The sequence below is a fragment of the Kosakonia sp. ML.JS2a genome (assembly GCF_025642095.1).
In the GTDB taxonomy this organism is placed as follows: Bacteria; Pseudomonadota; Gammaproteobacteria; order Enterobacterales; family Enterobacteriaceae.
In genome coordinates, this window is the sequence record NZ_CP106754.1 from 3375390 (window position 1) to 3401439 (window position 26050).

Annotated in this window: 20 protein-coding genes; 2 read left to right on the top strand and 18 right to left on the bottom strand. The window is 54.4% G+C overall.

The window, feature by feature from the left end; genetic code table 11:
• Nucleotides 1–76 precede the first annotated feature (76 nt).
• The 4 genes from mukB to cmoM are packed head-to-tail and all read right to left on the bottom strand — an operon-like array spanning nt 77 to nt 7319.
• The gene (gene mukB / locus N7922_RS16085) at nt 77–4525 is read right to left on the bottom strand and encodes a chromosome partition protein MukB (protein WP_263097275.1); all 4449 of its coding nucleotides are present in this window, start codon (nt 4523–4525) and stop codon (nt 77–79) included.
• A complete protein-coding gene (mukE, locus tag N7922_RS16090) occupies nt 4525–5229 on the bottom strand; it encodes a chromosome partition protein MukE (protein WP_061494688.1) in 705 nt (234 codons plus the stop codon). Before mukE ends, mukB begins: the two co-directional genes overlap by 1 nt.
• Entirely contained in the window at nt 5210–6532 is a 1323-nt protein-coding gene (mukF, locus tag N7922_RS16095; RefSeq protein ID WP_134318371.1) for a chromosome partition protein MukF, read from the bottom strand. Before mukF ends, mukE begins: the two co-directional genes overlap by 20 nt.
• A complete protein-coding gene (gene cmoM / locus N7922_RS16100) occupies nt 6525–7319 on the bottom strand; it encodes a tRNA uridine 5-oxyacetic acid(34) methyltransferase CmoM (protein ID WP_263097276.1) in 795 nt (264 codons plus the stop codon). The genes mukF and cmoM overlap by 8 nt, the downstream gene beginning before the upstream one ends.
• A gap of 118 nt (nt 7320–7437) precedes the next feature.
• On the opposite strand from cmoM, the gene elyC reads away from it, so the two are divergent.
• Nucleotides 7438–8217: an envelope biogenesis factor ElyC gene (elyC, locus tag N7922_RS16105; RefSeq protein ID WP_263097278.1), complete on the top strand. Its 780-nt coding sequence runs from the start codon at nt 7438–7440 to the stop codon at nt 8215–8217.
• Here the strand turns inward: elyC and N7922_RS16110 are convergent.
• From N7922_RS16110 to N7922_RS16175, 14 genes are all read right to left on the bottom strand, one after another.
• Nucleotides 8194–9087 (bottom strand): YcbJ family phosphotransferase, encoded by an 894-nt coding sequence (locus N7922_RS16110; protein WP_263097279.1) that lies wholly within the window; start codon nt 9085–9087, stop codon nt 8194–8196. The two genes, elyC and N7922_RS16110, sit on opposite strands and share 24 nt — an antisense overlap.
• 135 nt (nt 9088–9222) lie before the next feature.
• Complete coding sequence (kdsB, locus tag N7922_RS16115; RefSeq protein ID WP_263097280.1) at nt 9223–9969, bottom strand: 3-deoxy-manno-octulosonate cytidylyltransferase; 747 nt, start codon at nt 9967–9969, stop codon at nt 9223–9225.
• Nucleotides 9966–10148 carry a protein YcaR gene (gene ycaR, locus N7922_RS16120; protein ID WP_263097281.1) on the bottom strand — a complete coding sequence of 61 codons (183 nt, stop codon included), beginning with the start codon at nt 10146–10148 and terminating at the stop codon, nt 9966–9968. Before ycaR ends, kdsB begins: the two co-directional genes overlap by 4 nt.
• Nucleotides 10149–10201: 53 nt before the next feature.
• Nucleotides 10202–11431, bottom strand: coding sequence for a winged helix-turn-helix domain-containing protein (locus N7922_RS16125; protein ID WP_263097282.1), 1230 nt, complete (start codon nt 11429–11431; stop codon nt 10202–10204).
• A 45-nt stretch (nt 11432–11476) separates the two neighbouring features.
• Entirely contained in the window at nt 11477–12454 is a 978-nt protein-coding gene (gene lpxK, locus N7922_RS16130) for a tetraacyldisaccharide 4'-kinase (protein WP_263097284.1), read from the bottom strand.
• Nucleotides 12451–14199, bottom strand: a complete 1749-nt coding sequence (msbA, locus tag N7922_RS16135; RefSeq protein ID WP_263097285.1) for a lipid A ABC transporter ATP-binding protein/permease MsbA — start codon at nt 14197–14199, stop codon at nt 12451–12453. Before msbA ends, lpxK begins: the two co-directional genes overlap by 4 nt.
• Before the next feature lie 36 nt (nt 14200–14235).
• Entirely contained in the window at nt 14236–16500 is a 2265-nt protein-coding gene (locus tag N7922_RS16140) for a ComEC family protein (RefSeq protein ID WP_263097286.1), read from the bottom strand.
• A 217-nt stretch (nt 16501–16717) separates the two neighbouring features.
• Complete coding sequence (gene ihfB / locus N7922_RS16145; protein WP_007374142.1) at nt 16718–17002, bottom strand: integration host factor subunit beta; 285 nt, start codon at nt 17000–17002, stop codon at nt 16718–16720.
• Between the two features lie 175 nt (nt 17003–17177).
• A complete protein-coding gene (gene rpsA / locus N7922_RS16150; protein WP_017456188.1) occupies nt 17178–18851 on the bottom strand; it encodes a 30S ribosomal protein S1 in 1674 nt (557 codons plus the stop codon).
• Between the two features lie 113 nt (nt 18852–18964).
• Entirely contained in the window at nt 18965–19648 is a 684-nt protein-coding gene (cmk, locus tag N7922_RS16155) for a (d)CMP kinase (RefSeq protein ID WP_061494677.1), read from the bottom strand.
• A gap of 171 nt (nt 19649–19819) precedes the next feature.
• Nucleotides 19820–20584, bottom strand: a complete 765-nt coding sequence (locus N7922_RS16160) for a M48 family metallopeptidase (RefSeq protein ID WP_263097288.1) — start codon at nt 20582–20584, stop codon at nt 19820–19822.
• Between the two features lie 138 nt (nt 20585–20722).
• The gene (aroA, locus tag N7922_RS16165) at nt 20723–22006 is read right to left on the bottom strand and encodes a 3-phosphoshikimate 1-carboxyvinyltransferase (protein WP_263097289.1); all 1284 of its coding nucleotides are present in this window, start codon (nt 22004–22006) and stop codon (nt 20723–20725) included.
• A gap of 74 nt (nt 22007–22080) precedes the next feature.
• Complete coding sequence (gene serC / locus N7922_RS16170) at nt 22081–23166, bottom strand: 3-phosphoserine/phosphohydroxythreonine transaminase (protein WP_263097290.1); 1086 nt, start codon at nt 23164–23166, stop codon at nt 22081–22083.
• A gap of 162 nt (nt 23167–23328) precedes the next feature.
• Entirely contained in the window at nt 23329–24021 is a 693-nt protein-coding gene (locus tag N7922_RS16175; protein ID WP_263097291.1) for a DUF421 domain-containing protein, read from the bottom strand.
• A gap of 138 nt (nt 24022–24159) precedes the next feature.
• Here N7922_RS16175 and ycaO point away from each other — a divergent pair, with 138 nt between their 5' ends.
• Nucleotides 24160–25920 carry a 30S ribosomal protein S12 methylthiotransferase accessory factor YcaO gene (gene ycaO, locus N7922_RS16180; RefSeq protein ID WP_263097292.1) on the top strand — a complete coding sequence of 587 codons (1761 nt, stop codon included), beginning with the start codon at nt 24160–24162 and terminating at the stop codon, nt 25918–25920.
• The last annotated feature ends 130 nt before the right edge of the window (nt 25921–26050 follow it).

Below are 26050 nucleotides of genomic sequence, written 5' to 3' on the forward strand. Positions count from 1 at the left end.
TAAAAAACCGGCAGGCATAGCGATCAAAAATAAAAAAGGGCGACATATATGCCGCCCTTTGAATTCATCACAAACGCTATGAGGCGTCTGCGGTACCCGGCAATGTTTCCGGTAGTTGCGCCGCGAAGCCGCGCAGACCGACCACATGCACATGTTCATGATTCTGGAAGACTTTACGCACCAGTTTATACGTAGTGCCTTTTTCCGGGCTGATATTTTCCGGCGCGGCAATGATCAACTGCATCTCCAGACGTTCGCACAGCTCGAACAACGTCGCAATGGAACGGGCGTCGAGACGCGCCGCTTCATCGAGGAACAGCAGACGACACGGCGAAATATCTTTGCCGCGCAGGCGACGGGCTTCATCTTCCCAGCTCTGCACGACCATCACCAGAATCGACATCCCGGTACCGATAGCCTCCCCGGTGGAGAGCGCGCCGGATTCCGCACGCAGCCAGCCATCGGAGCCACGGTTAACTTCCACTTCCATCTCCAGATAGTTGCGGTAGTCCAGCAGCTCTTCACCAATGGTCTGCGGCGTACGCTGGCCCATATCGATTTGCGGGTTCAAACGCTGATACAGTTTCGCCAGCGCTTCCGAGAAGGTCAGGCGGCTGCTGTTAAACAGATCCTGATGCTGCTCGTGTTGCTCAGAGAGCACCGTCAGCAACGTGGCATGGCTTTCCCGCACATTCACATTCAGGCGCACGCTGTTAACCTGGCCGAAGGAGACGCTTTGCAGTCCCTGGTTCAGCATACGAATACGGTTCTGCTCGCGCTGGATGGTTTTACGAATAATGTTCGCCACGCTACGGGAGCTGATTGCCAGTTTCTGTTCGCGGGAGGTTAGCTCTTCCGTCAGACGGCTGAGTTCGATCTCCATCTGTTCAATGGCTTCAACCGGATCGTCAGTACGAATAATATCCTGACGGATACGCTCGCGCAGATGCTGATACACGGCGACAAAGAACTGGATCTTGCGCTCCGGACGTTTCGGATCTTCCGACATACGCAGCACGTCGCGAAGATGCTCATTGTCTGATACCGCCAGACGTAATGCCCCCAACGCCTTATCCGACATCGAACGCAGTTCGTCAGCAGAGAGATAAGCCAGCTCACGGCGGTGCAAACGACGTTCCACGCCATTGTCTTTCACCATGCGCATTACCGCACACCAGCCCGCTTTTGCGGTCACCACCTGCTCGCGCATCTCATGATAATCACGTTCCAGTTTGCGCAGTCTGCGGGTCAGGTTATCCATCTCCGCTTCACAGAAAGTGATCGCTTTTTCCAGTTGATTGCGACGGGCACGGTTGGTGGAGAGTTGCGCATGCAGTTCGTCGCGGCGAATACGCGCCCGCTCTTCCGCGCCGCCATCCGCGCGTACGCCGATGTCCTGCAACTCTTTTTGCAGATCGTTAAGCAGCTCTTTTTTGGTATCAAACGAACTCTTCAGCGAAGCCAGCACCTGGTTGTACTGACTGTACTGCGCTGCATGGCTACGCATCGCTTCACGGGCTTTGGTACGTTCCGCTTCCGCCTGCTCCAGGCGCTGACGCAGTTTTTCGTTGAGATCGTTGTTGCCGTTAAACATTTCAGCCGCATCGGAATAGCTGAAATGGGCGCGACGTTGAACCACTTCCGCCAGCACAAACGCTTGCTGGCGCGCATCACGCTGTACCTGCTGTGAGGCAGCGTAATCTTCTTTTAACTGTTCAAACTGCTCCGGATCGCTTTGCAGCACCGACACCATCGGTTCCAGTTTCGCCAGTTGGTTGCCAAACTGCTGAATAAAGCGGGCGGCTTCCTGCGCCTCATCCAGACGCTCCTGGATCTCATCCACGCGATCCGCCAGCGTGTCGTCAGTCAGCAAGTTGATGCGTGGCAACAAGCGGTTAAGCTGCGCCACGCCCTCTTTCGCCAGATCAAACTGTACACGACTTTGCTGGTTGTCGTTTTCATGGGCGCTGATGGCGCGCTCCAGCTCGCCGCGGCGGCTGTTGAGCGTGCGGATCTCCGCTTCCGGATCGTCTTCGAACGCCACCGCCAGATGGCTGCCAATAAAGCGACTGAACGCCTGATGCAGACGCTGCGTTTTTTGCACATCGAAAGAGAGGGTGGCAAAGCGTTCCGCCAGTTCTTCACGTTCGGCGTGCAGGCTTTCAATACGGCTTTCGCGAGCCGCGCGGCCAAACAGCGGCAGCGACGGGAAACGGGAGTAACGCCACTGGCGATCTGCGATCTTCACGACCACCGCTTTTTCCAGCTCATCAACGCTAAACACGCTGTCATCAAAGGACTGCGGATCCCCTTCAATCAGATAGAGATCTTCCGGGCAATCATCCAGACCTTCCAGCATTTCAGCGATCTGCGACAGATCCGGCACCACGATGGCATGGCGCGACGGACCGTATAACGCAGAGTAGTACGGCGCATCGTCAATGCTAACATCATCGTAAATTTCCGACAGCAGCACGCCGCCAAAGCGTTCCGCCAGCGCATTCAGACGCCCGTCTTCCGCGCCGCCAGGTTGACTTAAACGTTCAATTTCGTCATCCACTGCGCGTTTGCGCGCGCCAACTTCGTCACGTTCAACGATGGCTTCACGCTCACGCTCCAGCAGTTGTTGCAGGTATTCGGTCACATCCTGACCGGATTCAAACTGCTCGCCGCTCTGCTCACTCAGTTGCGTCAGGCTGCTCTGCGCTGCCAGCCAGACAGGGGCGCGTTTAGTCAGTGACTGAATGCGTGATTGCAGTTGCTCCAGTTCCTGACGCATCGCCATGCGCTGTTCACCCGCAGCAGCAACGTTATCGGACAGTGCCGCGATTTGCGCTTCCAGTTGCTGATGCAGCGCCTCTAACTCTTCGGCGTCGTACTGCTTGCCCTGACGTTTGCAGAACTCCGCCAGCAAACGTTCAGCGTCCTGCTGCTCGCGCAGACGCTGCTCCAGTTCATTCAGGCGCATACGCAGCGGCTGAACCTGCTCTGCTAAATGGCGCTGGTTAACGCCATCGCGCAATAAGTCGCGGGCGACATCCCAGGCTTCATCACGGGCCAGCGGGCCATTGATTGCCGCCACCAGTTGATACGCCTGCTCAAACTGGCTGTGCGCCGTCTGGGCAACGCTCAGTTTTTGATCCAGTGACAGCAGTTTTTCTGTGGCTTCCAGCTCTTTCGCCTGGAAGGTTTCCAGCCATTCATCGGCGGTTTCCGCCGTCAGATCCGGCAGACGGCACAGCTCTTTCGCACGCTGTAACGCTTGCAGAGCCTGGTTGTACTGGATAGCGCGGGTTTGCTGCACGTCCAGCGCCTGCTGGTAGTCTGCAAGCTGGCTTTTCAGCTCATCCACTTCCAGTTCCGCCGCGTCGGCACGGGCTTCGTTCTCTTCCTGGCGCTCAGCGGCTTCCGCCACCACTTCATGCTGCTCTTCGAGACGAATGCTCAGCTCGTCCAGATCCGCTTCGTAGCGCTCAATTTTTTCCTGCTGACGCAGTGCGGTCTGCACCAGATTCAGGTGATCGCTGGCGGCCTGATAATCTGCTTCCAGATCCCCTTCCGATCCGGCGTGCTCAGAGAGCTCGCGCGCCATATCCACATGCTTGTATTGTTCCGCCGCCAGTTGCTGACGCGAGGTAAACAGTTCACGACGGAACTCCAGTGCCTTATCCAGATGCACCCGACGTTCGTTAGCGTGGCGCATATAATCCGCCGCCACATAGTTGGTGGCTTCACTAATTAAATGCTTAAACAGATCGCGATCCGACTGGGTCACACGGATCGCTTCCAGCGTCATGCGGTTTTCACGTAGCGCGGCTTCCATGTCCTGGAACGCCTTACGAACGCCGCTGTTTTCCGGTAACAGGTAATCACGCAGAGAGCGGGTAATGGCGCTGGAGATCCCGCCGTACAGCGAGGCCTCAATCAGGCGATAGAACTTACTGCGATCCGAAGCAGAACGCAGACGCCGCGCGACAATGCCCAGATCGAACATCAGCGCATGGTAGTCGGTGATGGAGTTGAACTGCTTAAACTGTACGCCTTCCATCGCATCCAGTTTGTCTTTCACTTCCTGCAGCGACAAAACTCGCGCCTGGCGTTCGTTCAGGGTTTCCGTCAATAACTGGGTCGGCAGCACGGCTGTCGGCAGGCCCTGAATGGCAAACGGTTTGATGTCCACTTTGCGATCGCGACCGGCAACCTGCTGCAGACGCACCCCCACCAGCACACGCTGATGACGGGAGTTGATCACATCGAGCACTGAATAACAGACACCCGCTTTTAACTTCCCGTGCAGACCCTTATCGCGGGAGCCCGACGTGGCCCCGGCTTCGGTGGTGTTACGGAAATGCAGCAGCGTCAGATCCGGGATCAATGCGGTGACAAACGCCGCCATAGTGGTGGATTTCCCGGCGCCGTTCCCCCCGGAGAGGGTGGTTACCAGCTCATCCAGGTCAAAGGTGCGGGCAAAAAAGCCGTTCCAGTTAATCAGCGTTAGCGAACGAAACTTACCGCGATCGATCATTACTCTTCCTCCGAGCTATCCGGCTGATTGTCTTCAGGCTCATCATTGAGCTGCAGGTGGTTTTCGACAGGCATCGCTTCACCGTCGCGGATCATGCGCAGTTGCGCCTCACGCGGATCATCGCCTGAACGGACATCCGCGCCAAAGCGGAACACCGATTCAGTGATGCGGAACTTGCTGCTGTCATTACCCATAAACCAAATCATGCCAAGGCGGCGCAGACGGTTTAACGAGGAACGCACCTTTTCCTGCAGTTTTTGCCGGTCCAGGTCAGAACCGGTTGAGCGGTTGTTAACCAGCTTCAACAGTTTCGGTTCATCCGCCAGCGACAGCAGCTCGTCATACAGCTCCTGCTGGGTGAAAATCCCTTCATTGGCCAGACGTTCCGGGCTGAGATAGAGGTAGCAGAGGATTTTGCCGACCATCATATCCAGTTCGGAAAGCACCGAACGCGGGATAAGCGTGGTTGAACGCGGGCGCAGGTAGAAGAAACCTTCCGGCGCGCGGATCAACTCAACGTTGTAGCGAGCGTAAAACTCTTCCAGGTACTCCTGGAAATCCATTAAAAAGGCGTGATTATCCAGCTCGTCGAGACCAATATGTCTGCCCGAGCGTAGTGCGCTGTCCAGCGCCGGAAACAGCGAGTTAGCCAATGCCTGCGCCAGTTTAACCGGCATCACTTGTTCAATATTTGTCGATGACATGCGCCTGTACCTTGGCTCCGTAATCATTAATCGGCTGCCATTTCGGCGGCAGGCCGGTGAAATCTGCTTGCGCTACGCCGAGACGTACCGCCTGATCAACCACAATGCGCGCAATGTCGAAATGACGAACGCGTGGATACTGCGCCAGATACTCGCGGGCCACCAGGCCGAGATCCAACGGCACCCCTTTGGTCTTATAAATTGCCAGTTGCTGCTCGATCATCGCCGCAAGCTGCTCGCGGATTTCGTTAAACTCTTCGAACTCCAGATCCGGTGGAAGTTCGCCGGTGACTTCTTCGTCGCGCAGCGCCATCTCTTCATCGCGCATATCGAGTAAGCGGTCAGCATTGGCGTAAGTCAGTGCCCATGGGGCGTCGAAATAAGACTGTACCGACTGGCGCAGACGTTGGGCAAAGACGCGGTTTTTATCCATATCAATGGCAGTACGGATAAATTTATGCACGTGACGGTCATAGCCGATCCACAGGTCAATCGCCTGTTGGCCCCAGCTCACAATGCGGTCCAGCTTGCTTTGCAGGTTGAACACCAACTGGTCGAGGAACTCCAAATCGCTGTGCGCCATGGTCGCATCCTGGATGCGCAGCAAATTGGCCTGCAATTTGTCTCCGGCGGCTTCCAGCGTGTCCTGCAACTCACGCAGGGTGCCGGAGGTTTCCGACAGCAACATTTCGCAACTGGAAATCGCCGCGCGCCAGTCTTTGTTCAGCAACTGGGCAATGTCATCTTTCACCTGCTGCTGCTGCTCATCCATCACACGTTGGGTGAGATCGATACTGTCGAAGATCTCCGCCACCGAATATTTTAACGGCGCATAGACGTTACGGTGCCAGTGAAACTCATCACCGCCCTCGTCCGCCGCATCGGCAGCGCGTTTTAACTCCCCCGCCACGATCGACAACTGCATCGAGAGGCGCAGCGTAGAAAACTCGCGCTGACGGATGTAGTAGTCCGTGATACCGATACCCAACGGCGTCAAACGGTAGATCGCATTGCCTTCCGTTAACTCACTGGTGAAACGGTTTAATAAACGCTGACGCACCATATCGTTAATGGCGTTGTTGGCGCGCTGAATGATGGTTTCACTGGTTTGTTCAAATGCATCACTCACATAACGAAAGGCATCCACCAGCTCGCCTTCGCTCATTTCACCGTCCAGACGCTCGCCGTTAAGCGTGGCGACAGCCAGCAAAAAAGAGAGCCTGTCGACCGGTAGCGAGATGGAGAAATCATTCTTTCTGGCCCAGGCAACCAGTTCGGGGACTGTCTGGGAAAATTCACTCATCGTTTGTCCTTCCATCGATTTGCGGCCTAAGCGCGGTCACGTGAATATAGCGGCCGAGACTGATGTACGGCTCCTGGCGGCAATAGCGTGTTTCCAGTTCAAGCAATGCATCGAAACAGTCGTGCTGCTGGTGTTTCTCGCGAAGGTAATCGTGAAAAACACGTACACCGGTTTTACCGGTTATCTGCCAGCCAATCTGTTCAAGCCAGCCGTAGACATCCGCTGGAACGCGCGGATGGTCCGGGGAGAGAGTCCGCTTTTTACGTTTCGGCATACCGGCCCGCACGTAATCAAAATTCCCTGCCACCATATTGTGCATCAATAGCCCGTCGGCGTTATAGAACATCAACGACAACGCACCGCCAGGGCGCAACACCGACCATAAGGTCTGCAATACGCTGACGGGTTCCGCGACCCATTCAAGCACAGCATGGAACAATATCAGATCAACCGGCGATTCCAAATGCTGCGCAATGTCCTGAGCGGCGCATTGTACGAAATGCATGTTACCGCTCACACCTTTCTCGTCTGCCGCAGCCTGCGCACGTGCAATCATCTCTTTTGACACATCGCACAGCGTCACCTGATGGCCGCGCTGCGCCATACGGATCGCCGTTTGCCCTTCTCCGCCGCCAGCATCCAGCACGTGTAATGTGCCTGGTCCCATTGACGCCAGCAATACATCAAGATCCTGCCAGAGGATTGCCTGACGCAACTGGCCTTTGGTAGTGCCATAGATGTTGCGTGAGAATTTCTCCGCGATGTCGTCGAAATTTCGATCCTTCATGGCCGCTCCACGCTTGCGACAAAACCGCTATTTTGTCACAGCCGTAACGATAATGAACCCACCTGATGTAAGATCCGCTGAAATCACCTGCTGTATGCTCAAAAAGGAGACGGATACGGTGCTTTTTACCCTCAAAAAATACATTGGCGGCCTGATGCTGCCCCTGCCTTTCTTGCTTTTACTGATCGGTTTGGGTCTCGCGCTGGTGTGGTTTAGCCGCTGGCAAAAAACCGGCAAAGCGGTTGTCACCCTTGGCTGGGTGGCGCTGTTGCTGTTAAGCCTGCAACCTGTCGCCGATGGTCTGTTAAAACCTATCGAAGATAAATACCCCACCTGGCGCGGTACTCAGCCGGTAAAATATATCGTGATCCTCGGCGGTGGCTATACCTGGAACGACGACTGGGCCCCCAGTTCTAATCTGATCAGCAACAGCTTACCGCGGCTCAATGAAGGGATCCGCCTGTGGCTGGCGAACCCTGGTGCAAAACTTATCTTTACCGGCGCGGCGGCTAAAACCAACCCGGTCAGCACTGCCGAAGCTGGCGCACGCGTGGCGGAAAGCCTGGGCGTACCGCGTAGCAACATCATCACGCTCGATGAACCGAAAGATACGGAAGAGGAAGCAGCGGCGGTCAAAGCAGCGATTGGCGATGCGCCTTTCCTGCTGGTCACCTCCGCATCGCATCTGCCACGGGCAATGATCTTTTTCCAGCATGTCGGGCTGCATCCTCTTCCCGCCCCTGCCAACCAGCTGGCGGTCACCTCACCGCTTAATCCCTGGGAACGGGTTATCCCCTCCCCGGTCTGGCTGCTGCACAGCGACCGGGTGGGATATGAAACGCTGGGAAGAGTCTGGCAGTGGCTGAAAGGCAGCTCAGGAGAGCCAGGGGAGCAGTGATTTAGAGGCCAGTTCGAAGTTGGTGCGGCTGAACTGCCCGGTATTCACTAGTTGCGCCACTTCATCCCATAACAGATACAGCCAGCGTCGCCAGAGGAACGACTCCGCCACTGGTGCACGCTGTAAGTAGTGCCAGAGCAAACCTTCTGCCTGCGCGCCATCCGCCAGACGGAACAGTTCATATTCACGCGGCGCCCACAGCATAATGCCCGGCCCGACCATCGCCAGTAACTGATCGCTACGGGCATCTTTCAGCATGCTACGCAGATTAAAGCTACCGTGCACCAACACACAATTATCGTTAAACCCTTCAAACAACGCAGGCAGGCACTCCCGGGTGCGAAACAGCACGCGTTTATCCTGCATTGTTAGCCCGGTATTGTGATACTGATTAAGAGTAGTCCACAGCACTTCTACACGCTGGCGATACCAGGATGGCCAGATGTTTTCCTGCGTGCTGTCGACCGTTCCTACGCAGCCGTGACTGTCCTGCCGGTGCCAGCCGAGCAGCCCTTCAACAATCTGATCTTTCAGTTGCTCCCAGCGTTCCGGCGTACGGGCTGGCGCTTCAACGGGAACACCGCGCAGACGTTCAATCAGCAGCACATCCGGCCCCGGATGCTCTTCATGGGTCATGACGCCGTAGACCACCGGCATCCGCACCGTACCGCTGCGTGCGAGCATTGAAATTTTCCAGGCCAACTGTCGCGCAAGACCCGGCGTGGAGAAGCTTCTCGCCAGTAATGGCATCGGGTTGCCCTTACTGTCATATAAGGACCAGAGTGCCGAGTCAGGTTTTTCGCTGACGCACTCCATACGACTCAATTTTTCTCCCAGCAGATGACTTAGTTCGGCGCGCAGTTGTTCCATAGCAGATGCCCTCATCAAGACTACTGCTTTTATAATGAGCGCCAGGGCGCGAGATGTCACCCTGATGAGATCAAAACAGTTTAAGAATTTAGCGGCTTGAAGAGAAATCCCCTCCGAATGAAGGGGATGAGGAGATTAATGCAGTTCCGCGCGAACGCGCTCCAGATCGTCTTGCGTATCGACACCGGTGCCGGGAACAACGCTTGCCACCGCGACATGTATTTTCTCGCCATACCAGAGCACACGCAGTTGCTCCAGCATCTCAATCTGCTCAAGCGGGCTGGTTTGCCAGCTGACATAACGGCGGATAAAACCGGCGCGATAGCCGTAAATGCCAATATGACGCAGGAAGGTATCGCCAATCGTTTCGCGGGAAAGTGCAAAGCGATCGCGATCCCAGGGAATGGTGGCGCGGGAAAAATAGAGCGCATAACCTTCGGCATCCATCACCACTTTCACCGCATTCGGATTGAACGCCTCTTCCGCACTGTGAATTGGCACGGCCAATGTCGCCATGCCAACCTCGCGCGCGGCCAGGTTTTCTGCAACCTGGCGGATAATAGCCGGTGGGATCATCGGCTCATCGCCCTGCACGTTGACAATCACGGTGTCATCGCTGAAACCGCATTTTTCCACCACTTCTGCCAGACGCTCAGTCCCGGACTGGTGATCGGCACGGGTCATACACACTTCACCGCCCACAGCTTCCACTGCACGCTTCACCGCTTCGTTATCCGTAGCCACAATGATGCGTTCCGCTCCCGATTCACGGGCGCGCTCCAGCACATGCACCACCATCGGTTTACCATTAATATCCACTAAGGGTTTACCCGGCAGGCGTGTCGAAGCATAACGCGCAGGAATTATCACCACAAAACTCATGGACGGCTCTCTTCGGCAGTTAACGAACGGGCTTCGTTTTCCAGCAGCACTGGAATACCTTCCCGGACAGGAAATGCAAGGCTATCCACTTTGCAGATCAGCTCCTGCTTATCCTGGGTGTAGTAAAGTTTGCCGTTACAAACCGGGCAGGCGATGATTTCAAGTAAACGGTGATCCATTTTTCCTCCTGATGCACCGACAATTAACGGGTTAAGCTTAACATATTCAATTCTTACACCGCGCCTGTTTCCAGACCAGCGCGCAATGCCAAAAACAGCCCTTCCGGCAGGCGAGAAAAGGTGACCCGCTGCGCGCCCTGCCAACGGGCAAAATCGGTTATTGCAGCTTGCAGCCCCTTTTCCAGTGCGTCGCCGGGTTTCACGCCCGCTTCAAGATAGAGTGCTATAACCTCCAGAACCCCTTCTTTGCGGTGCATCTTGGCATCCATACGCCCGACAAGCCGACCGCGATGCAGCAGCGGCAGAACAAAATAGCCGAATTGCCGTTTTGGTGCTGGGGTATAGCACTCCAGTCGATAGCTGAAATCAAACAGCTGTTCTGCACGTTTGCGATCCCACACCACCGGGTCAAACGGCGAAAGCACCGCGCTGTGCGTGGCCCGCAGTTTATCGGCCTCGGCCTGCTCCAGCAGTGGCAGCAGTGAAGCATGCAGCCATGCCGGGCCAATGTTCTCGACATTGACCGGGTAGATCTTTTGCGCGGCCTGTAAACGCTCCAGCAGTACAGGTAAGGCGGGTTGACGCAGGCGATAGTAATCCGCCAGCCACTGAGCGCGAAACAACCCCAGACTGCGCGCGCTATTCTCCAGCATGCGAAATTCGGCCTCGACCTGCGGTAACAGATCTCGCGTATCATCCCAGTGCGGCATGACCCGATGGGTTAAATCATAAACTCGCTGAAAATTCCGACGCTCAACCACCATCACTTTCCCGGCGGTAAATAATCCTTCGAGATGGCGTTTGTGCGGTTTCCACTCCCACCAACCGCTGGTGCCTTTACGTGGATGTTCAAAATCCGCAGAACGCACCGGGCCATTTTGCTGGATATGCGCAATAAGCTGCGCAATTTCGTCCGCATGCTCTTCCATCCATGCCTGGCGGTATTTCCACCCCATGTTATCCGGCGACAACATGCGGTGGCGCATCAGCGCAAAATCCTCACGCGGTAAAAAACAGGCTTCATGCGCCCAGTACTCCATCAGCTCGCCGTTTTTCAGGGCTTCATCCAGCCACTGCGGCGGATAATGCCCCAGGCGGCTGAACAGGACCAGATAAGGGCTGCGGGCAACAATATTGATGGTATCAATTTGCAACAGCGACATACGCTGAATGGTGGTGAGGATATCTGCAGGTCTGGCGCGCCGTGAGGGTTTACGTAAGAGCCCTTGGGCGGCGAGATGCAGGTGACGGGCGGCGGTCAATGAAAGGTGCGGCACAGACATGGGAGTTCCTGTTAAGTCAACAGGGCGCAGCCGATGCAACAGTCGTCAGCGCGCCAGAGTGATCAATTCCTGCAGTAATTTCTCCGCCCGTTCGCCTTCCAGTTGTGCGTCTACAGGCAAATACCACCAGTTGTCTTCGGCAAAAGCGCGGCACTTAACGGCATCTTTCTCAGTCATGACTAACGACTGACCGGGTTTCACCAGTGCGTGGACATCATTATGGGTGAGCGCCTGATGATCGGCCAGTGCTACCGTCTTTTCCAGCGTTACGCCACTTTCAGCAAGGGTAGTAAAAAAACGAGGGGGATGGCCAATGCCCGCCATCGCCACCACATGCTCCAGATCGCGAACTTCACGGTGCTCGCCGGTATGCAGGTTGATAGCCATCCCGGGCCGCAGACGCATCGGGATTTCGTCGCGCTTTGCCACGCCGCCATTGGTGATGACGGCATTGACTGTTTTCAGACGTGAAGCGCGCTCGCGCATCGGTCCGGCAGGCAACCACCAGCCATTGCCAAAGCGCCTGACACCATCAATGACCACAATTTCCATATCACGGGCAAGCCGGTAGTGCTGCAAACCATCATCCGTGACAATAAGTTGCACCGGATGCTGTGCCAGAATCGCTTTAACAGCCTCGGTCCGCACAGGCGAGACAGCAACCGGCGCGCCCGTGCGCTGATAAATCAATACCGGCTCGTCCCCGGCTTGCGCCGTGGGGGTGGTTGAGGTCAATAACAGGGGATAACGATCCGCTTTGCCGCCATAGCCACGCGAAACCACGCCAACACGGATACCGCGCTGCTGCAACTGCTCAACCAGCCAGATGACCACCGGTGTTTTACCATTGCCGCCGGCGGTCAGATTACCCACAACGACCACCGGGACAGGCGCGCGCCAGGCTTTCTTCAGACCCAGACGATAGGCAAGACGAATAACACCGCTCACCAGGCCATAGAGCCAGGAGAGCGGCAACAGCAACAGCCACAGCGGAGATTCACCGGACCAGATGCGCGCTATCATTCGCCAAACTGCATCTTGTGAAGCTGAGCATACACACCGCGGTGCGCCAGCAACTCGGTATGGCTACCGCGTTCAACGATGCGACCATCCTCGACCACGACTATCTCATCAGCTTGCTCAATGGTCGAAAGACGGTGAGCAATCACCATAGAAGTACGGTTTTTTTGCAGCTCGTTTAACGCTGCCTGAATAGCGCGTTCAGACTCGGTATCCAGCGCGGAGGTCGCTTCATCGAGGATCAGGATTGGGCTATCTCGCAACAGCGCGCGGGCAATGGCGATACGCTGACGCTGACCGCCGGAGAGCAATACGCCGTTTTCACCGATGACCGTGTCCAGGCCTTGATCCATTTTATTGATAAAGTCGAGGGCATAGGCCATCTTCGCAGCCTGCTCAACCTCTTCGCGGCTGTACTCTTCGGTACGCGCATAGGCAATGTTGTTAGCAACGGTGTCGTTAAACAAATGGACATTTTGCGATACCAGCGCAACCTGATCGCGCAGCGAGGCCAGTTTATACTCACGCAGATCGTGGCCATCCATCAGGATTTGGCCTTCGTCGATATCGTAAAAACGCGTGATCAGGCTGGCCATCGTCGATTTACCGGAGCCAGAACGCCCCACCAGGGCAACGGTTTTCCCGGCAGGGATCGTCAGATTGATATTACGCAGCGCGGGGGTTTCCCGTCCCGGATATGTGAAAGTGACATTGCGGAATTCGATATCCCCACGGGCGCGTTCAATCACCAGGGTGCCTTCATCTTTTTCCTGCTCGCTATCAAGGATCGCGAACAAGGTCTGGCAGGCAGCCATACCGCGCTGGAATTGGGCATTGACGTTGGTCAGCGATTTTAGCGGACGCATCAGCGCAATCATCGAAGAGAAAACCACGGTGATCGTACCGGCTGTCAGCGTATCCATCACGCTTGGGAAGCTCGCTGCATACAGCACAAATGCCAGAGCAAGAGAGGCAATAAGTTGAATGATCGGGTCTGAAATGGATGAGGCTGACACCATTTTCATCCCCTGCAGACGCATCTTGTTGCTGACTTTGTCGAAACGACTGGTTTCCACTTGCTGACCACCAAACATCAGCACTTCTTTATGCCCTTTCAGCATTTGCTCCGCACTGGTGGTCACCTGCCCCATGGTGTTTTGCATGTTTTTACTGATGTTGCGAAAGCGTTTAGACACCACGCGAATAGCGAGCGACACAATTGGCGCCAGCACAATCAGGATCACCGACAGCTGCCAGCTATACCAAAACATCATAATAAACAGGCCGATGATCGATGCGCCTTCGCGCACCACCGTGATCAACGCACTGGAGGAAGAGGACGCCACCTGTTCAGAATCGTAAGTGATTCGCGATAGCAGCGTCCCTGTGGACTGTTTGTCAAAGAAGGAAACAGGCATCCCCATCATGTGGCCGAATAAACGACGGCGCATGGTCATTACCACTTTTCCGGAAACCCAGGAAATGCAGTAGCTGGAGATATAACTGGTGATACCACGCAGGATCATCAGCCCGATAACCACCAGCGGCATCCACAGCAGCACTGAACGGTCCGTTTTACCAAAACCATCATCCAGTAACGGTTTGAGCAGCGATAGCATAAAAGTATCGCTGGCTGCGTTGAGGATTAACGCTATCCCCGACACGATCAGACCCGCTTTAAAAGGCGCAATGGTTGGCCAAAGTCGGCGGAAAGTCTGCCACGTGGAGAGATCTTTATCGTTCTGCATTCAAAAAACCAGCACTTGTTGAAATAGCCGCATATTCTACCTGTTATCGCTGGGGACGCCAAACCACTGATGATACCAACGAGGTAAAAGTTGATCTCGTAAGCTATGGATTTCCCAGCCCTGCGATGAGAAAGAGAGCGTTATCTGCCCCTGATGGGCCGTATCGAACCAGCGATAGCCTTGCTGGCGATAGCGTGTCGTCACTTTTGCCGAGGGCAATCGCCAGGCGTTATAGCGAGATGCCGACGCCAGTGCAGCTTCACCGGCGACACGTTGAATAAAAGGCAACGTTGATGAGGTATTGCTCCCATGATGGGGTACCTGTACCAGCGTGGAAGCAAGATGTTCCCAATAACGACTCAGCATCGCCATCTCCCCTTGCGCCTCAATATCGCCGGTCAGCAAAATACTGTTCTGGCCATCATCTACCCTAACCACGCATGAGCGGTTATTACCTTGTGCCGTTGAGCCTTGCAAGGGCCAGTGAACGCTGAAATTTAACCCTTGCCACTGCCACCTTTCCCCGCGGAAACAGGATTGATGTCCCGTCCAGCCCAACGGGCTTCGCACCCACATTCCCGGCCAGTTATTCAGTAAACTGTTCAGCCCTCCCCGGTGATCCAAATGTTCATGACTCAGGATAACCCCTTCTGGCTCCAGCGCATGCCAGCGCAGCCACGGGATAATTAACTGCTGCCCGCTGTCGCCGCCAGGCCAGGCCGCACCTGTATCATAAAGGATCGCTTTGCCATCACGCTCAATGACCATGGCCAGCCCGTGCCCGACATCCAGCATGTGTACCGACCATCCCCCACCCCGCTCACTTCGCCAGAATGGAAAAGCCAACATCACCAGACATGCCAGGCAAACAGCGGGCGTTGTGCGCCACAGATTAAAACGCCAGGCCATCAACGCACACCAGGGCGCCCATGCCAGCCACTGCCAGCGCATATCAACGTTCAACCAGCCTTGAGGGAGCCAACGTAAAAAGCTGAAGAGTATTTCCAGCGTGTTATCCGCGACAGACCAACAAACGGTCTCCATTATTGAAGGCCCGGTCAGATGCAGCAGCATACCCAACAGAATGAAGGGTACGGCAACGAAAGTGACCAGCGGGATAGCCGCCAGGTTCGCGACCAGAGCGCTGAGGCTGATGCCGTGGAATATCGACAACTGGATCGGCAGAAGCAGCAGTGTCATACCCGCCTGCAAATAGACGAGGTTAATGCAGCCCCTCACCCACCAGCGCGGGTGTGAGCCAGGAGTGGGGAGCCACTGATACCAAAACAGCAGCGCAGCCACTGCAAAAGCGGACAGCCAAAGGCTGTCAGAGAGAACGGCAAGGGGATCGGTAAATAAAATGGTTGCCACACAGCACAGCCATACTTGCCAGGGCGACCACAGACGACCGGAAAGCCTTAACATAGCCCAGGCACTGAGCGCCACCGCCGTGCGTAGAGCCGGAGGCTGCAACCCCGTTAGCCATGCATAGACAATCGCGCCGCCCACGCTTAAAAGCAACGGTAACCGCCAACCAATCCACCGGGCGGGAAGGAAAAACTGCACACCGCGTACGATAAGCCACACCAGCATAGACGCAAGAGCGATATGCAACCCGGAGATCGCCATCAGATGCGCCGTGCCGGTTTGTCGCATCACGTTTTTCACGTCACTGTTCAGCGCTGAGCGCTCTCCCATTCCCAAAGCCAGTATGACCTGCTGCCAGGAGTATGCCGTCAACTGCTCCCTCAGCGACAGCAGATACCCGGCACGCCAGCTGCAATGAGCATCCAGTATTTGGGCATGAATAATCCGCCCGCTTAAAGATTGATGGGATGCCAGAGCATAACGTTGGGAGTCAAAACCGCCATCATTGAGCTGCCCATGTATCGGGCGAGCGCGAATTGTCATCGCCCAACGTTGCCCGCTGCAGGCCTGCTGGGGAAGATACTCCCCGTAAAAGGTAATGCCGGGAGCCGGATAAAGGCGCACGCCGTCCAGGCGGAGAATTTTCCCCTGGTGGCGGGTCATATTGTCGGTTTCGGTAAGCATCACCTCAACATGGCGGTTACCACCTGCCAGGTGTCGGGTCGGCCAGAGGGTTTGCTGTGCTGCGAGGATCCCCCATACAAAGAACAGAAGCGTGAACCCGCAGTAACGCAGCACCGGCTTTTGGCTGTACGCAAGCAGACAGCCAAAAGCCAGTACGCACCAGACAAGACGGATATCCGGTAAAGCGGGCAGCCACAGCAGTGGCAAAATGCCGGCCATAATACAGGCGCTGAGCGCAGGTAAGGTCATGCACACCTCCTTGTTGCACAGGAAGTATGCGGCGTTGCAGTTGCAGTGTCTGGAGAGTGATGAACCTTTTGCGGCGCAGGCTGGTAAGTTTTTACCGCGTTACATCTTACGCAATAAGCATTACGAGCAAAGTCCCGAAAAATTCAGACTGGCACAAAACAAAAAAGCACCCCGAAGGTGCTTTTTTGCTGTTTAAGTTTTAGCGCTTCGCTAAACCTTATTCATAAATATTGGCGCGGTCGCGTAATTCTTTACCCGGTTTAAAGTGGGGAACATATTTTCCTTCCAGATCCACTTTGTCGCCTGTTTTCGGGTTACGCCCGGTGCGAGGTGCACGATAGTGCAGAGAAAAACTGCCGAAACCGCGGATCTCAATGCGCTCACCCTGGGCAAGAGTAGAGGCCATATGCTCCAGCATCTCTTTTACGGCATCTTCCACGGCTTTTGCCGGGATATGCGATTGCTGGCTTGCAAGTCTTTCGATCAATTCTGACTTGGTCATGATTCCTCCGGTTTCCTTCAAGGCAAAAATTCGCTTAATAGCTTTAACAAGGGCGGCCGTAGCCGCCCTTTGTCATTGATTACAGGACGAATCCTGCAATCTGTCAAGTGACTCGTCATCCTGCGAACTGCAGTGCGTTAACTTCGTCACTACAGTCCGCAAAGTTGGGAGTAACTTACTCGCCTTTCGCTGCTTTGAAAGCTTCAGCCATAGCGTTAGAGAAGTTGCCTTCTTCCTGTTTGTTGTTAACAGAAGCGATTGCATCTTTCTCGTCAGCTTCGTCTTTCGCACGAACAGACAGGCTAACTACGCGGTTCTTACGGTCAACGCCGGTGAATTTAGCTTCAACATCGTCGCCAACATTCAGAACCAGAGTTGCGTCTTCAACGCGGTCACGGGAAGCTTCAGAAGCGCGCAGGTAACCTTCAACGCCGTCAGCCAGTTCTACGGTTGCGCCTTTAGCGTCAACTGCAGTGACTTTACCGTTTACGATTGCGCCTTTCTTGTTCAGTGCAACGTAGTTGTTGAACGGATCTTCTGCGAGCTGTTTAACGCCCAGAGAGATACGCTCACGCTCTGCGTCAACCTGCAGAACAACGGCTGCGATTTCGTCGCCTTTTTTGTATTCACGAACTGCTTCTTCGCCTGCAACGTTCCAGGAGATGTCAGACAGGTGAACCAGGCCGTCGATACCGCCGTCCAGGCCGATGAAGATACCGAAGTCAGTGATAGACTTGATTTTACCTTCAACGCGGTCGCCCTTGTTGTGGGTTTCAGCGAACTGCTGCCACGGGTTGGATTTGCACTGTTTCAGGCCCAGGGAGATACGACGACGTTCTTCGTCGATATCCAGAACCATAACTTCCACTACGTCGCCAACGTTAACAACTTTGGACGGGTGGATGTTTTTGTTGGTCCAATCCATTTCGGAAACGTGAACCAGGCCTTCAACGCCTTCTTCGATTTCAACGAAGCAGCCGTAGTCGGTCAGGTTGGTAACGCGACCAGTCAGCTTGGTGCCTTCCGGGTAACGTTTAGCGATAGCTACCCACGGATCTTCGCCCAGCTGTTTCAGGCCCAGAGATACACGAGTACGTTCGCGATCGAATTTCAGCACTTTAACAGTGATTTCGTCGCCAACGTTTACGATTTCGCTCGGATGCTTAACGCGTTTCCATGCCATGTCAGTGATGTGCAGCAGGCCGTCTACGCCGCCCAGATCAACGAATGCACCGTAGTCAGTGAGGTTCTTAACGATACCTTTAACTTCCATGCCTTCCTGCAGGTTTTCCAGCAGCTGATCGCGTTCTGCGCTGTTCTCGGATTCGATAACCGCACGACGGGAAACAACAACGTTGTTACGCTTCTGGTCAAGCTTGATTACTTTGAATTCAAGCTCTTTGCCTTCCAGGTGCAGAGTGTCACGGACCGGACGAACGTCTACCAGAGAACCTGGCAGGAACGCACGAATACCGTTCAGCTCAACAGTGAAGCCACCTTTAACTTTGCCGTTGATAACACCGGTAACAGTTTCAGCGTCTTCGTAAGCTTTTTCCAGCGTGATCCAAGCTTCGTGACGTTTAGCTTTTTCACGGGACAGCAGGGTTTCACCGAAGCCGTCTTCTACTGCATCCAGAGCAACGTCAACTTCGTCACCAACCTGGATTTCCAGCTCGCCCTGGGCGTTTTTGAACTGCTCAGCCGGAATGGCGGACTCAGATTTCAGACCGGCGTCAACCAGTACTACGTCTTTGTCGATAGCAACAACAACACCACGAACGATGGAACCCGGGCGGGTTTCGATTTCTTTTAAGGATTCTTCAAACAGTTGAGCAAAAGATTCAGTCATGTTTAATCTTCAGGTTTCATATTTAACGTCCACCTGGCTCCGTGCCGGATGGGGTTGTTTAACATACCCGCTGTCATTCCATTGCAACGGGGGTACTGCAAATTCGGTCGCAATTATGCGAGGGCCAATTTTTGGCGAGCATATTGTAGCGCTTTCTCAATCACTTGCTCAATACTTAAACGGGTTGAATCCAGTACTAAAGCATCGGCAGCTGGCACTAACGGCGCAACAGGGCGATTACGATCGCGATCGTCACGTTCTTTGATCTCGGCCAAAAGGCGTTCAAAGTTAACACTAAAGCCCTTCTCCTGCAACTGCAGCATGCGGCGGTGCGCACGCTCTTCTGAGGAGGCGTCAAGGAAAATTTTCACTGGCGCATCGGGGAAAACAACGGTGCCCATATCACGCCCGTCAGCGATCAGACCCGGCGCTTCGCGAAACGCGCGCTGGCGACGTAATAGCGCCTCACGCACGCGCGGGAAAGCCGCCACTTGCGATGCCGCATTCGCCACGTCCTGAGTGCGAATTTCACCACTCACATCTTCGCCTTCCAGAATCACTTCCAGATTGCCGTTGGTCGAGACAAAACGCACATCCAGATGCGCCGCCAGAGGAACCAGCACCTCTTCGGAGGTCACATCAACATGGTGATGTAGCGCGGCCAACGCCAGCACACGATAAATGGCGCCAGAGTCCAACAGATGCCATTGCAACGCTTCCGCCATTGCCTTGCAAAGGGTGCCTTTTCCCGCACCGCTCGGCCCATCAATGGTAATTACCGGGGCAATTGCCGTCATCTTTATCTCCTTAATCAGGGCATACCGTTACATAAACGCCGCGCATTATACGCGGCAATGCGCACGATCGTTACTCCCGCGTGCGAATAACGGAATATATGGAGCTGAGTGTAGAAGAATTGTGCGGGAAGCGGGCTGATTTACATCAGCCCGGCACAGACAGAAATGACGTTACTTTTTATCTGCAGCAATGCGCTCGCGGATATGCTGCGCGCGCTCAGTTGACGGCGGATGGGAATCAAACATCGATTTCTCCGAACCCGCATCCAGCTTCGCCAGTTTCTCAAAACTGGTGACTAATCCCTGACGGCTGATGTTACGTTTTTTCAGCAAATCGTAAGAGAAATCGTCCGCGGCGGATTCCTGAGTGCGGGAGAATGCGGAATTGACCATATTCTCAGCCAGATCGCCGAGCTGGGACTGGGAGAGTTGTGCACCTGCCGCACTGCTGGCGGAGATGGCATCACGGGCAGCCAGTGTCGCATACGCCGTCTGCATTGCTTTGCGGCTATGCCCCAAGGCAACGTGCCCCATTTCATGCCCCAGTACAGCTTCGACTTCATTATCCGTCATCATATCCATGAGACCGCTGTACACGCGAATGCAACCGTTCGCCATTGCCCACGCGTTAACCTCTTTCGTCATATAAACTTTATAGGTTACTGGCGTGCCATCGATATTGTTACCCAGCGCTTTTGCGATTTTGTCGAGACGCTTCGCATAGGTACTGGATGCCGGGGCAAGGGTGTTCTGTTTATCCATCTCCGCGCAAGACTTCTCTGAGAGCGCCTTCACGTCGGCATCGCTGAGCGTTGCCGCTTTGTATGCTGACATACCGGATTTGGTTAACGCTTCTGCGTTGATGCCACCCATGTTTTTACAACCAGAGACCAGAGTTGCCGCCATCAGGCAGCTGAAAATCATTGTTTTTTTCATAGACAGTCCATGTTTATCTAATTGAATCATCGGGAATATTCCCGGGCAGATAGTAACATGGCGCAGAAGGTTGTCGACACCCTCAACAATAGCGGGTAAATCAGCCCTGCGATACCTGCGCAGGGCTGATAAATGTTATCAGGCAGGGGTACTAATGCGGGCTAACTGTTCGAAGTAGTCCGGGAACGTTTTGGCTGTGCATTTCGGATCAAGGATCGTGACCGGCGTATCCGACAGCGCCACCAGCGAGAAGCACATCGCCATACGGTGATCATTGTAGGTGCCGATTTCCGCAAACTGCAGTTTTGCTGGCGGCGTCACGCGAATATAGTCTTCGCCCTCTTCAACTTCCGCGCCAACTTTACGCAGCTCTGTTGCCATCGCAAACAAACGGTCCGTCTCTTTCACACGCCAGTTATAGATGTTGCGCAGCGTCGTCGTCCCGTTAGCAAACAGCGCTGTAGTGGCAATGGTCATTGCCGCATCCGGAATATGGTTCATATCCATATCGATAGCGTTCAGCTCACCATGCGTACAGGCAATGTAATCATCGCCCCAGACAATCGTCGCGCCCATTTTTTCCAGCACATCGGCAAAGCGGATATCACCCTGCACGCTGTTGCGGCCAATGCCGGTTACTTTAACCGTTCCGCCTTTTATTGCTGCCGCGGCGAGGAAATAAGAGGCAGACGAGGCATCCCCTTCAACCAGGTAGTGACCCGGTGACTGATAGCACTGCCCACCACGCACCACAAAACGCTGGTACTGCTGGTTTTCAACGTCAACACCGAAGGTCTTCATCAGATGCAATGTGATGTCGATATAGGGTTTGGAAACCAAATCGCCTTTAATGGTGATGATCGTATCTTGTGGAGCCAGCGGCGCAGTCATCAGTAGCGCGGTTAAGAACTGGCTAGAAACGCTGCCGTCAACACTCACATCACCGCCGGTAAAACCACCGCGCAGGCGCAGCGGAGGATAATTTTCCTGCTCAAGATAATCAATCTGCGCGCCGCCCTGACGTAGGGCATCGACCAGATGGCCGATTGGACGCTCTTTCATGCGCGGTTCGCCGGTCAGCACTAACTCATTGTTCCCAAGGCACAGCGCTGCCGCCAGCGGGCGCATGGCAGTTCCGGCGTTGCCAAGGAACAACTCCAGCTTTTCCACAGAATGCAGCGGACCGCCGACACCGGTCACTTCGCAACGGGTGCGATCTGCGGATAAAGTGTAATGAACTCCCAGCGCGCTGAGGGCATTCAGCATATGGCGCACATCGTCACTGTCCAGCAGGTTAGTCAGAACGGTCGTGCCATGGGCGAATGCAGCAAGCAACAACGCGCGGTTTGAGACACTCTTTGAACCAGGCAGATTGATGGTGCCATCCACCCGCGCGATGGGTTGTAACGTCAGGGATTCCATGAAACTTCACTCTCAACAAACAGAATAAAACCCCCGCAGTCCAACTACGGGGGTACGTTAAAACAGGTCGATGATTAACCGTGGCGACGTTCGAAATCGACCATAAAATCAGTCAGCGCCTGAACACCCGCCAGAGGCATCGCGTTATAAATAGAAGCACGCATGCCCCCTACAACGCGGTGGCCTTTCAGCGCGTGCAAACCCGCGGCGAATGACTCTTCGAGGAAGACTTTATCCAGCGCACTGTCTGCCAGTTGGAAAGGCACATTCATGCGGGAACGGTTCGCTTTTGCGACATCGTTACGGTAGAAACCGCTGTTATCAATCACGCCATAAAGCAGGTCAGTTTTTTGCTGATTGATTTTATCCATTGCAGCCACACCGCCCTGTTTTTTCAGCCATTTAAACACCAGACCTGAGAGATACCAGGCAAAAGTCGGCGGCGTGTTGAACATGGAGTCGTTTTCGTTCAGCACGGTGTAATCAAGAATGGACGGGCAGGACGCGTGCGCTTTACCCAGCAGATCTTCACGTACAATCACCAGCGTCAACCCCGCCGGGCCGATGTTTTTCTGCGCGCCGGCGTAGATCACGCCGAAACGGCTAACATCAATCTGGCGCGACAGAATCGTTGAGGAGAAATCCGCAGCGACAACGACGTCGCCAAAATCCGGCGTTTCGTCAATGGCGATACCGTCAATCGTTTCGTTCGGGCAGTAATGCAGGTAAGCAGCGTTATCGCTCAATTGCCAGTCGCGCATCGGTTTTACCGCACGCAAACCATCAACAGTGATTTTGGCGTCGATCACGTTCGGTACGCAGTATTTTTTCGCTTCTTTTACTGCGCTTGCCGCCCAGTAGCCAGCATCCACATAATCCGCAGTGGTTTTCTCACCCAGCAAGTTCAGGGGAACGCCGGCAAACTGACCGCGTCCACCGCCGTGACAGAACAGAACCTTATAGTTGGAGGGGATGTTCAGCAGGTCGCGAAAATCCTTTTCTGCTTCTTCCGCCACATGGATAAACTCTTTACCACGGTGGCTAATTTCCATCACCGATGTACCAAGCCCTTGCCAGTCGCACAGTTCCTGTTGCGCCTGTTTGAGCACATCCGCCGGTAACACTGCCGGGCCAGAACTAAAATTGAAGACCTGAGTCATTTCCCCTCACCACGCTATAAAGCAATAAGTTATTCCTGTGACATCGGTTTTATCATTCAGCGCCACGCGCCGCAACGGGTAATAGGCGCGGGGGGGAAGTTGTGCGCCAAATCACATAGCAGATTGTTTTGCATTGCTTACTGAGACCCGATAAAAACCCTGTTATGTGACGCGAATTGCCCGACTGGCCTTCGACCATTCCGGATTTGCACAGCGCGGGCAGATTTTCTCTTCACCCACCCGAAGCGGGACAATTTTGCTGCAGCGCACGCAAACATAGTCTCCCTCTTCAGGGGCCTTTTTAAAGCGTTCGCTACAGCCTTCCGGTAGAATACACAGGCCGGGTTTAACCTCTTCATCGGTAAAGTAGTACACGCTAAGTTGCCCATTCGTTTCCATAATCGCCAGGCGGACCTGCCCTAACTGGTCAACACCGTTGGTGCGCAATTCCATAAAGAATTCAAATTCGGTCAGGTTCTCCTCGTGTAATTTCTCCCATGCCAGCTCGCCGTCTTTGACGATCACTACCGGTTTGCCTTCCAGCAAATCCTCCAGTTTTTCACTGTGCGACATCAGCCACATCACCAGTCGGTAAAGCATGCCCAGGGTAATAAACACTACGAGCACGGGTAGCATCGGCACATCGTCGTAGAAGGCCACATCGCCCGCAGCCGATCCCAGCGTCAGAATGATGAGGACTTCAAATAACGACATCTGCCGTACGCCGCGCCGGCCGGTGATTTTGAGAAATAAGAAGACTAAAACAAAGGTATAGAGGCTACGCAACGCGACTTCCCACAGAAAATCAAGGGGTACCTTGTCGAGCGCCATCCGGTGCAGGTCGAACGCTTTCATTTTTTCATGCCTGAACAGTCAGTTACTTTCCATAAGCATAGTCAGAAGTTTTATTTTCGCCGGACTAATGGGGAAGATAGCGTCAGTCACGTAAAACCCGTATCATTGCGCGCTTTACGTACGAAAAAAGTGACCGTCATGACTCAAACATTTATTCCCGGCAAAGATGCCGCGCTGGAAGACTCCATCGCTCGCTTTCAGCAAAAGCTCGCCGATCTCGGTTTTAACATTGAAGAGGCCTCCTGGCTGAACCCGGTACCCAACGTCTGGTCTGTGCATATTCGCGATAAAGAGTGTGCGCTGTGTTTCACCAACGGCAAAGGCGCCACCAAAAAAGCGGCGCTGGCCTCTGCACTGGGTGAGTATTTCGAACGCCTGTCCACAAACTACTTCTTTGCAGACTTTTGGCTCGGCGACACCATCGCGCAGGGTCCGTTCGTTCATTATCCTAATGAAAAATGGTTCCCGCTGCCGGAAGATGACAGCCTGCCGGAAGGTATTCTCGATGCGCGCCTGCGCGCGTACTACGATCCGGAAAACGCACTGGCCGCAGGCATGCTGGTTGATTTGCAATCCGGTAACGACGAGCGCGGTATCTGCGCCCTGCCGTTTACCCGCCAGTCCGATGAGCAGACGGTCTATATTCCCATGAATATCGTTGGCAACCTGTATGTGTCTAACGGTATGTCAGCCGGCAACACGCGTAATGAAGCCCGTGTTCAGGGGCTGTCGGAAGTGTTTGAGCGTCATATTAAAAACCGCATTATTGCCGAGAGCATTAGCCTGCCGGAGATCCCGCAAGAGGTGCTGGCACGCTACCCGGGCGTTGTTGAAGCCATTGCAAAACTGGAAGCGGAAGGCTTCCCGATTTTCGCTTATGACGGCTCGCTCGGCGGTAAATACCCGGTTATCTGCGTGGTGCTGTTTAACCCGGCTAACGGCACCTGCTTTGCCTCTTTTGGCGCGCATCCTGATTTCGGCGTCGCGCTGGAACGTACCGTTACCGAGCTTCTGCAAGGCCGTGGCCTGAAAGATCTCGATGTGTTCACCCCACCAACTTTTGATGATGAAGAAGTGGCTGAGCACGCCAACCTGGAAACCCACTTTATCGACTCCAGCGGTCTTATTTCATGGGATCTGTTTAAACAGGATGCGGATTATCCATTCGTTGACTGGAGCTTCGCCGGCACAACTGAAGAAGAGTTCGCCACCCTGATGGCCATCTTCAAGGCGGAAGATAAAGAAGTGTACATCGCTGACTACGAGCATCTGGGGGTTTACGCCTGCCGTATTCTGGTGCCGGGCATGTCGGATATCTACCCGGCGGAAGATCTGTGGCTGGCCAACAACACCATGGGCAGCCATCTGCGCGAAACGATTCTCTCCCTGCCTGGCAGTGAGTGGGATAAAGAAGATTACCTCAATCTTATCGCGCAACTGGATGATGAAGGCCATGACGACTTTACCCGTGTGCGTGAACTACTGGGTCTGGCTACCGGGAAAGATAATGGCTGGTACACCCTGCGTGTTGGCGAGCTGAAAGCAATGCTGGCGCTGGCTGGCGGAGACCTGGATCAGGCGCTGGCCTGGACCGAATGGACGATGGAATTTAACGCCTCCATCTTCAGCGCTGAACGGGCAAACTATTACCGTTGCCTGCAAACCTTGTTATTGCTGGCTCAGGAAGAGGACCGCCAACCGCTGCAATACCTGAACGCGTTTGTACGCATGTACGGTGCGCAGGCTGTCGAAGCCGCCAGTGCGGCGCTGAGCGGTGAAGCGCCGTTTTATGACCTGCAACCTGCTGACGGTACGCTGAAGGCTTTCCCGGCGCACCAGGCGTTGTTAGCGGCTTACGAAAAATTACAACGCGCGAAAACGGCGTTCTGGTCGAAATAACGACAAGTAGTGCGACAATCTGTAGGCTTAATGACGGGTCTACGCTATATTACGGGGCAATTTCATTGCCCCGTTTTATTTATTTTTTGGCAATGACGGCCAGTTGTAATATTTAGGTTAAATATGGGTA

What these genes read in the sequence shown, in the direction of transcription:
- N7922_RS16125 (WP_263097282.1), bottom strand. Translation starts at nt 11,431, where the DNA reads ATGTCTGTGCCGCACCTTTCATTGACCGCCGCCCGTCACCTGCATCTC.
- msbA (WP_263097285.1), bottom strand. Translation starts at nt 14,199, where the DNA reads ATGCAGAACGATAAAGATCTCTCCACGTGGCAGACTTTCCGCCGACTT.
- cmoM (WP_263097276.1), bottom strand. Translation starts at nt 7,319, where the DNA reads ATGAAGGATCGAAATTTCGACGACATCGCGGAGAAATTCTCACGCAAC.
- cmk (WP_061494677.1), bottom strand. Translation starts at nt 19,648, where the DNA reads ATGACGGCAATTGCCCCGGTAATTACCATTGATGGGCCGAGCGGTGCG.
- rpsA (WP_017456188.1), bottom strand. Translation starts at nt 18,851, where the DNA reads ATGACTGAATCTTTTGCTCAACTGTTTGAAGAATCCTTAAAAGAAATC.
- serC (WP_263097290.1), bottom strand. Translation starts at nt 23,166, where the DNA reads ATGACTCAGGTCTTCAATTTTAGTTCTGGCCCGGCAGTGTTACCGGCG.
- mukE (WP_061494688.1), bottom strand. Translation starts at nt 5,229, where the DNA reads ATGTCATCGACAAATATTGAACAAGTGATGCCGGTTAAACTGGCGCAG.
- lpxK (WP_263097284.1), bottom strand. Translation starts at nt 12,454, where the DNA reads ATGATAGCGCGCATCTGGTCCGGTGAATCTCCGCTGTGGCTGTTGCTG.
- N7922_RS16110 (WP_263097279.1), bottom strand. Translation starts at nt 9,087, where the DNA reads ATGGAACAACTGCGCGCCGAACTAAGTCATCTGCTGGGAGAAAAATTG.
- N7922_RS16175 (WP_263097291.1), bottom strand. Translation starts at nt 24,021, where the DNA reads ATGAAAGCGTTCGACCTGCACCGGATGGCGCTCGACAAGGTACCCCTT.
- ycaO (WP_263097292.1), top strand. Translation starts at nt 24,160, where the DNA reads ATGACTCAAACATTTATTCCCGGCAAAGATGCCGCGCTGGAAGACTCC.
- kdsB (WP_263097280.1), bottom strand. Translation starts at nt 9,969, where the DNA reads ATGAGTTTTGTGGTGATAATTCCTGCGCGTTATGCTTCGACACGCCTG.
- ycaR (WP_263097281.1), bottom strand. Translation starts at nt 10,148, where the DNA reads ATGGATCACCGTTTACTTGAAATCATCGCCTGCCCGGTTTGTAACGGC.
- mukF (WP_134318371.1), bottom strand. Translation starts at nt 6,532, where the DNA reads ATGAGTGAATTTTCCCAGACAGTCCCCGAACTGGTTGCCTGGGCCAGA.
- mukB (WP_263097275.1), bottom strand. Translation starts at nt 4,525, where the DNA reads ATGATCGATCGCGGTAAGTTTCGTTCGCTAACGCTGATTAACTGGAAC.
- N7922_RS16160 (WP_263097288.1), bottom strand. Translation starts at nt 20,584, where the DNA reads ATGAAAAAAACAATGATTTTCAGCTGCCTGATGGCGGCAACTCTGGTC.
- N7922_RS16140 (WP_263097286.1), bottom strand. Translation starts at nt 16,500, where the DNA reads ATGACCTTACCTGCGCTCAGCGCCTGTATTATGGCCGGCATTTTGCCA.
- aroA (WP_263097289.1), bottom strand. Translation starts at nt 22,006, where the DNA reads ATGGAATCCCTGACGTTACAACCCATCGCGCGGGTGGATGGCACCATC.
- ihfB (WP_007374142.1), bottom strand. Translation starts at nt 17,002, where the DNA reads ATGACCAAGTCAGAATTGATCGAAAGACTTGCAAGCCAGCAATCGCAT.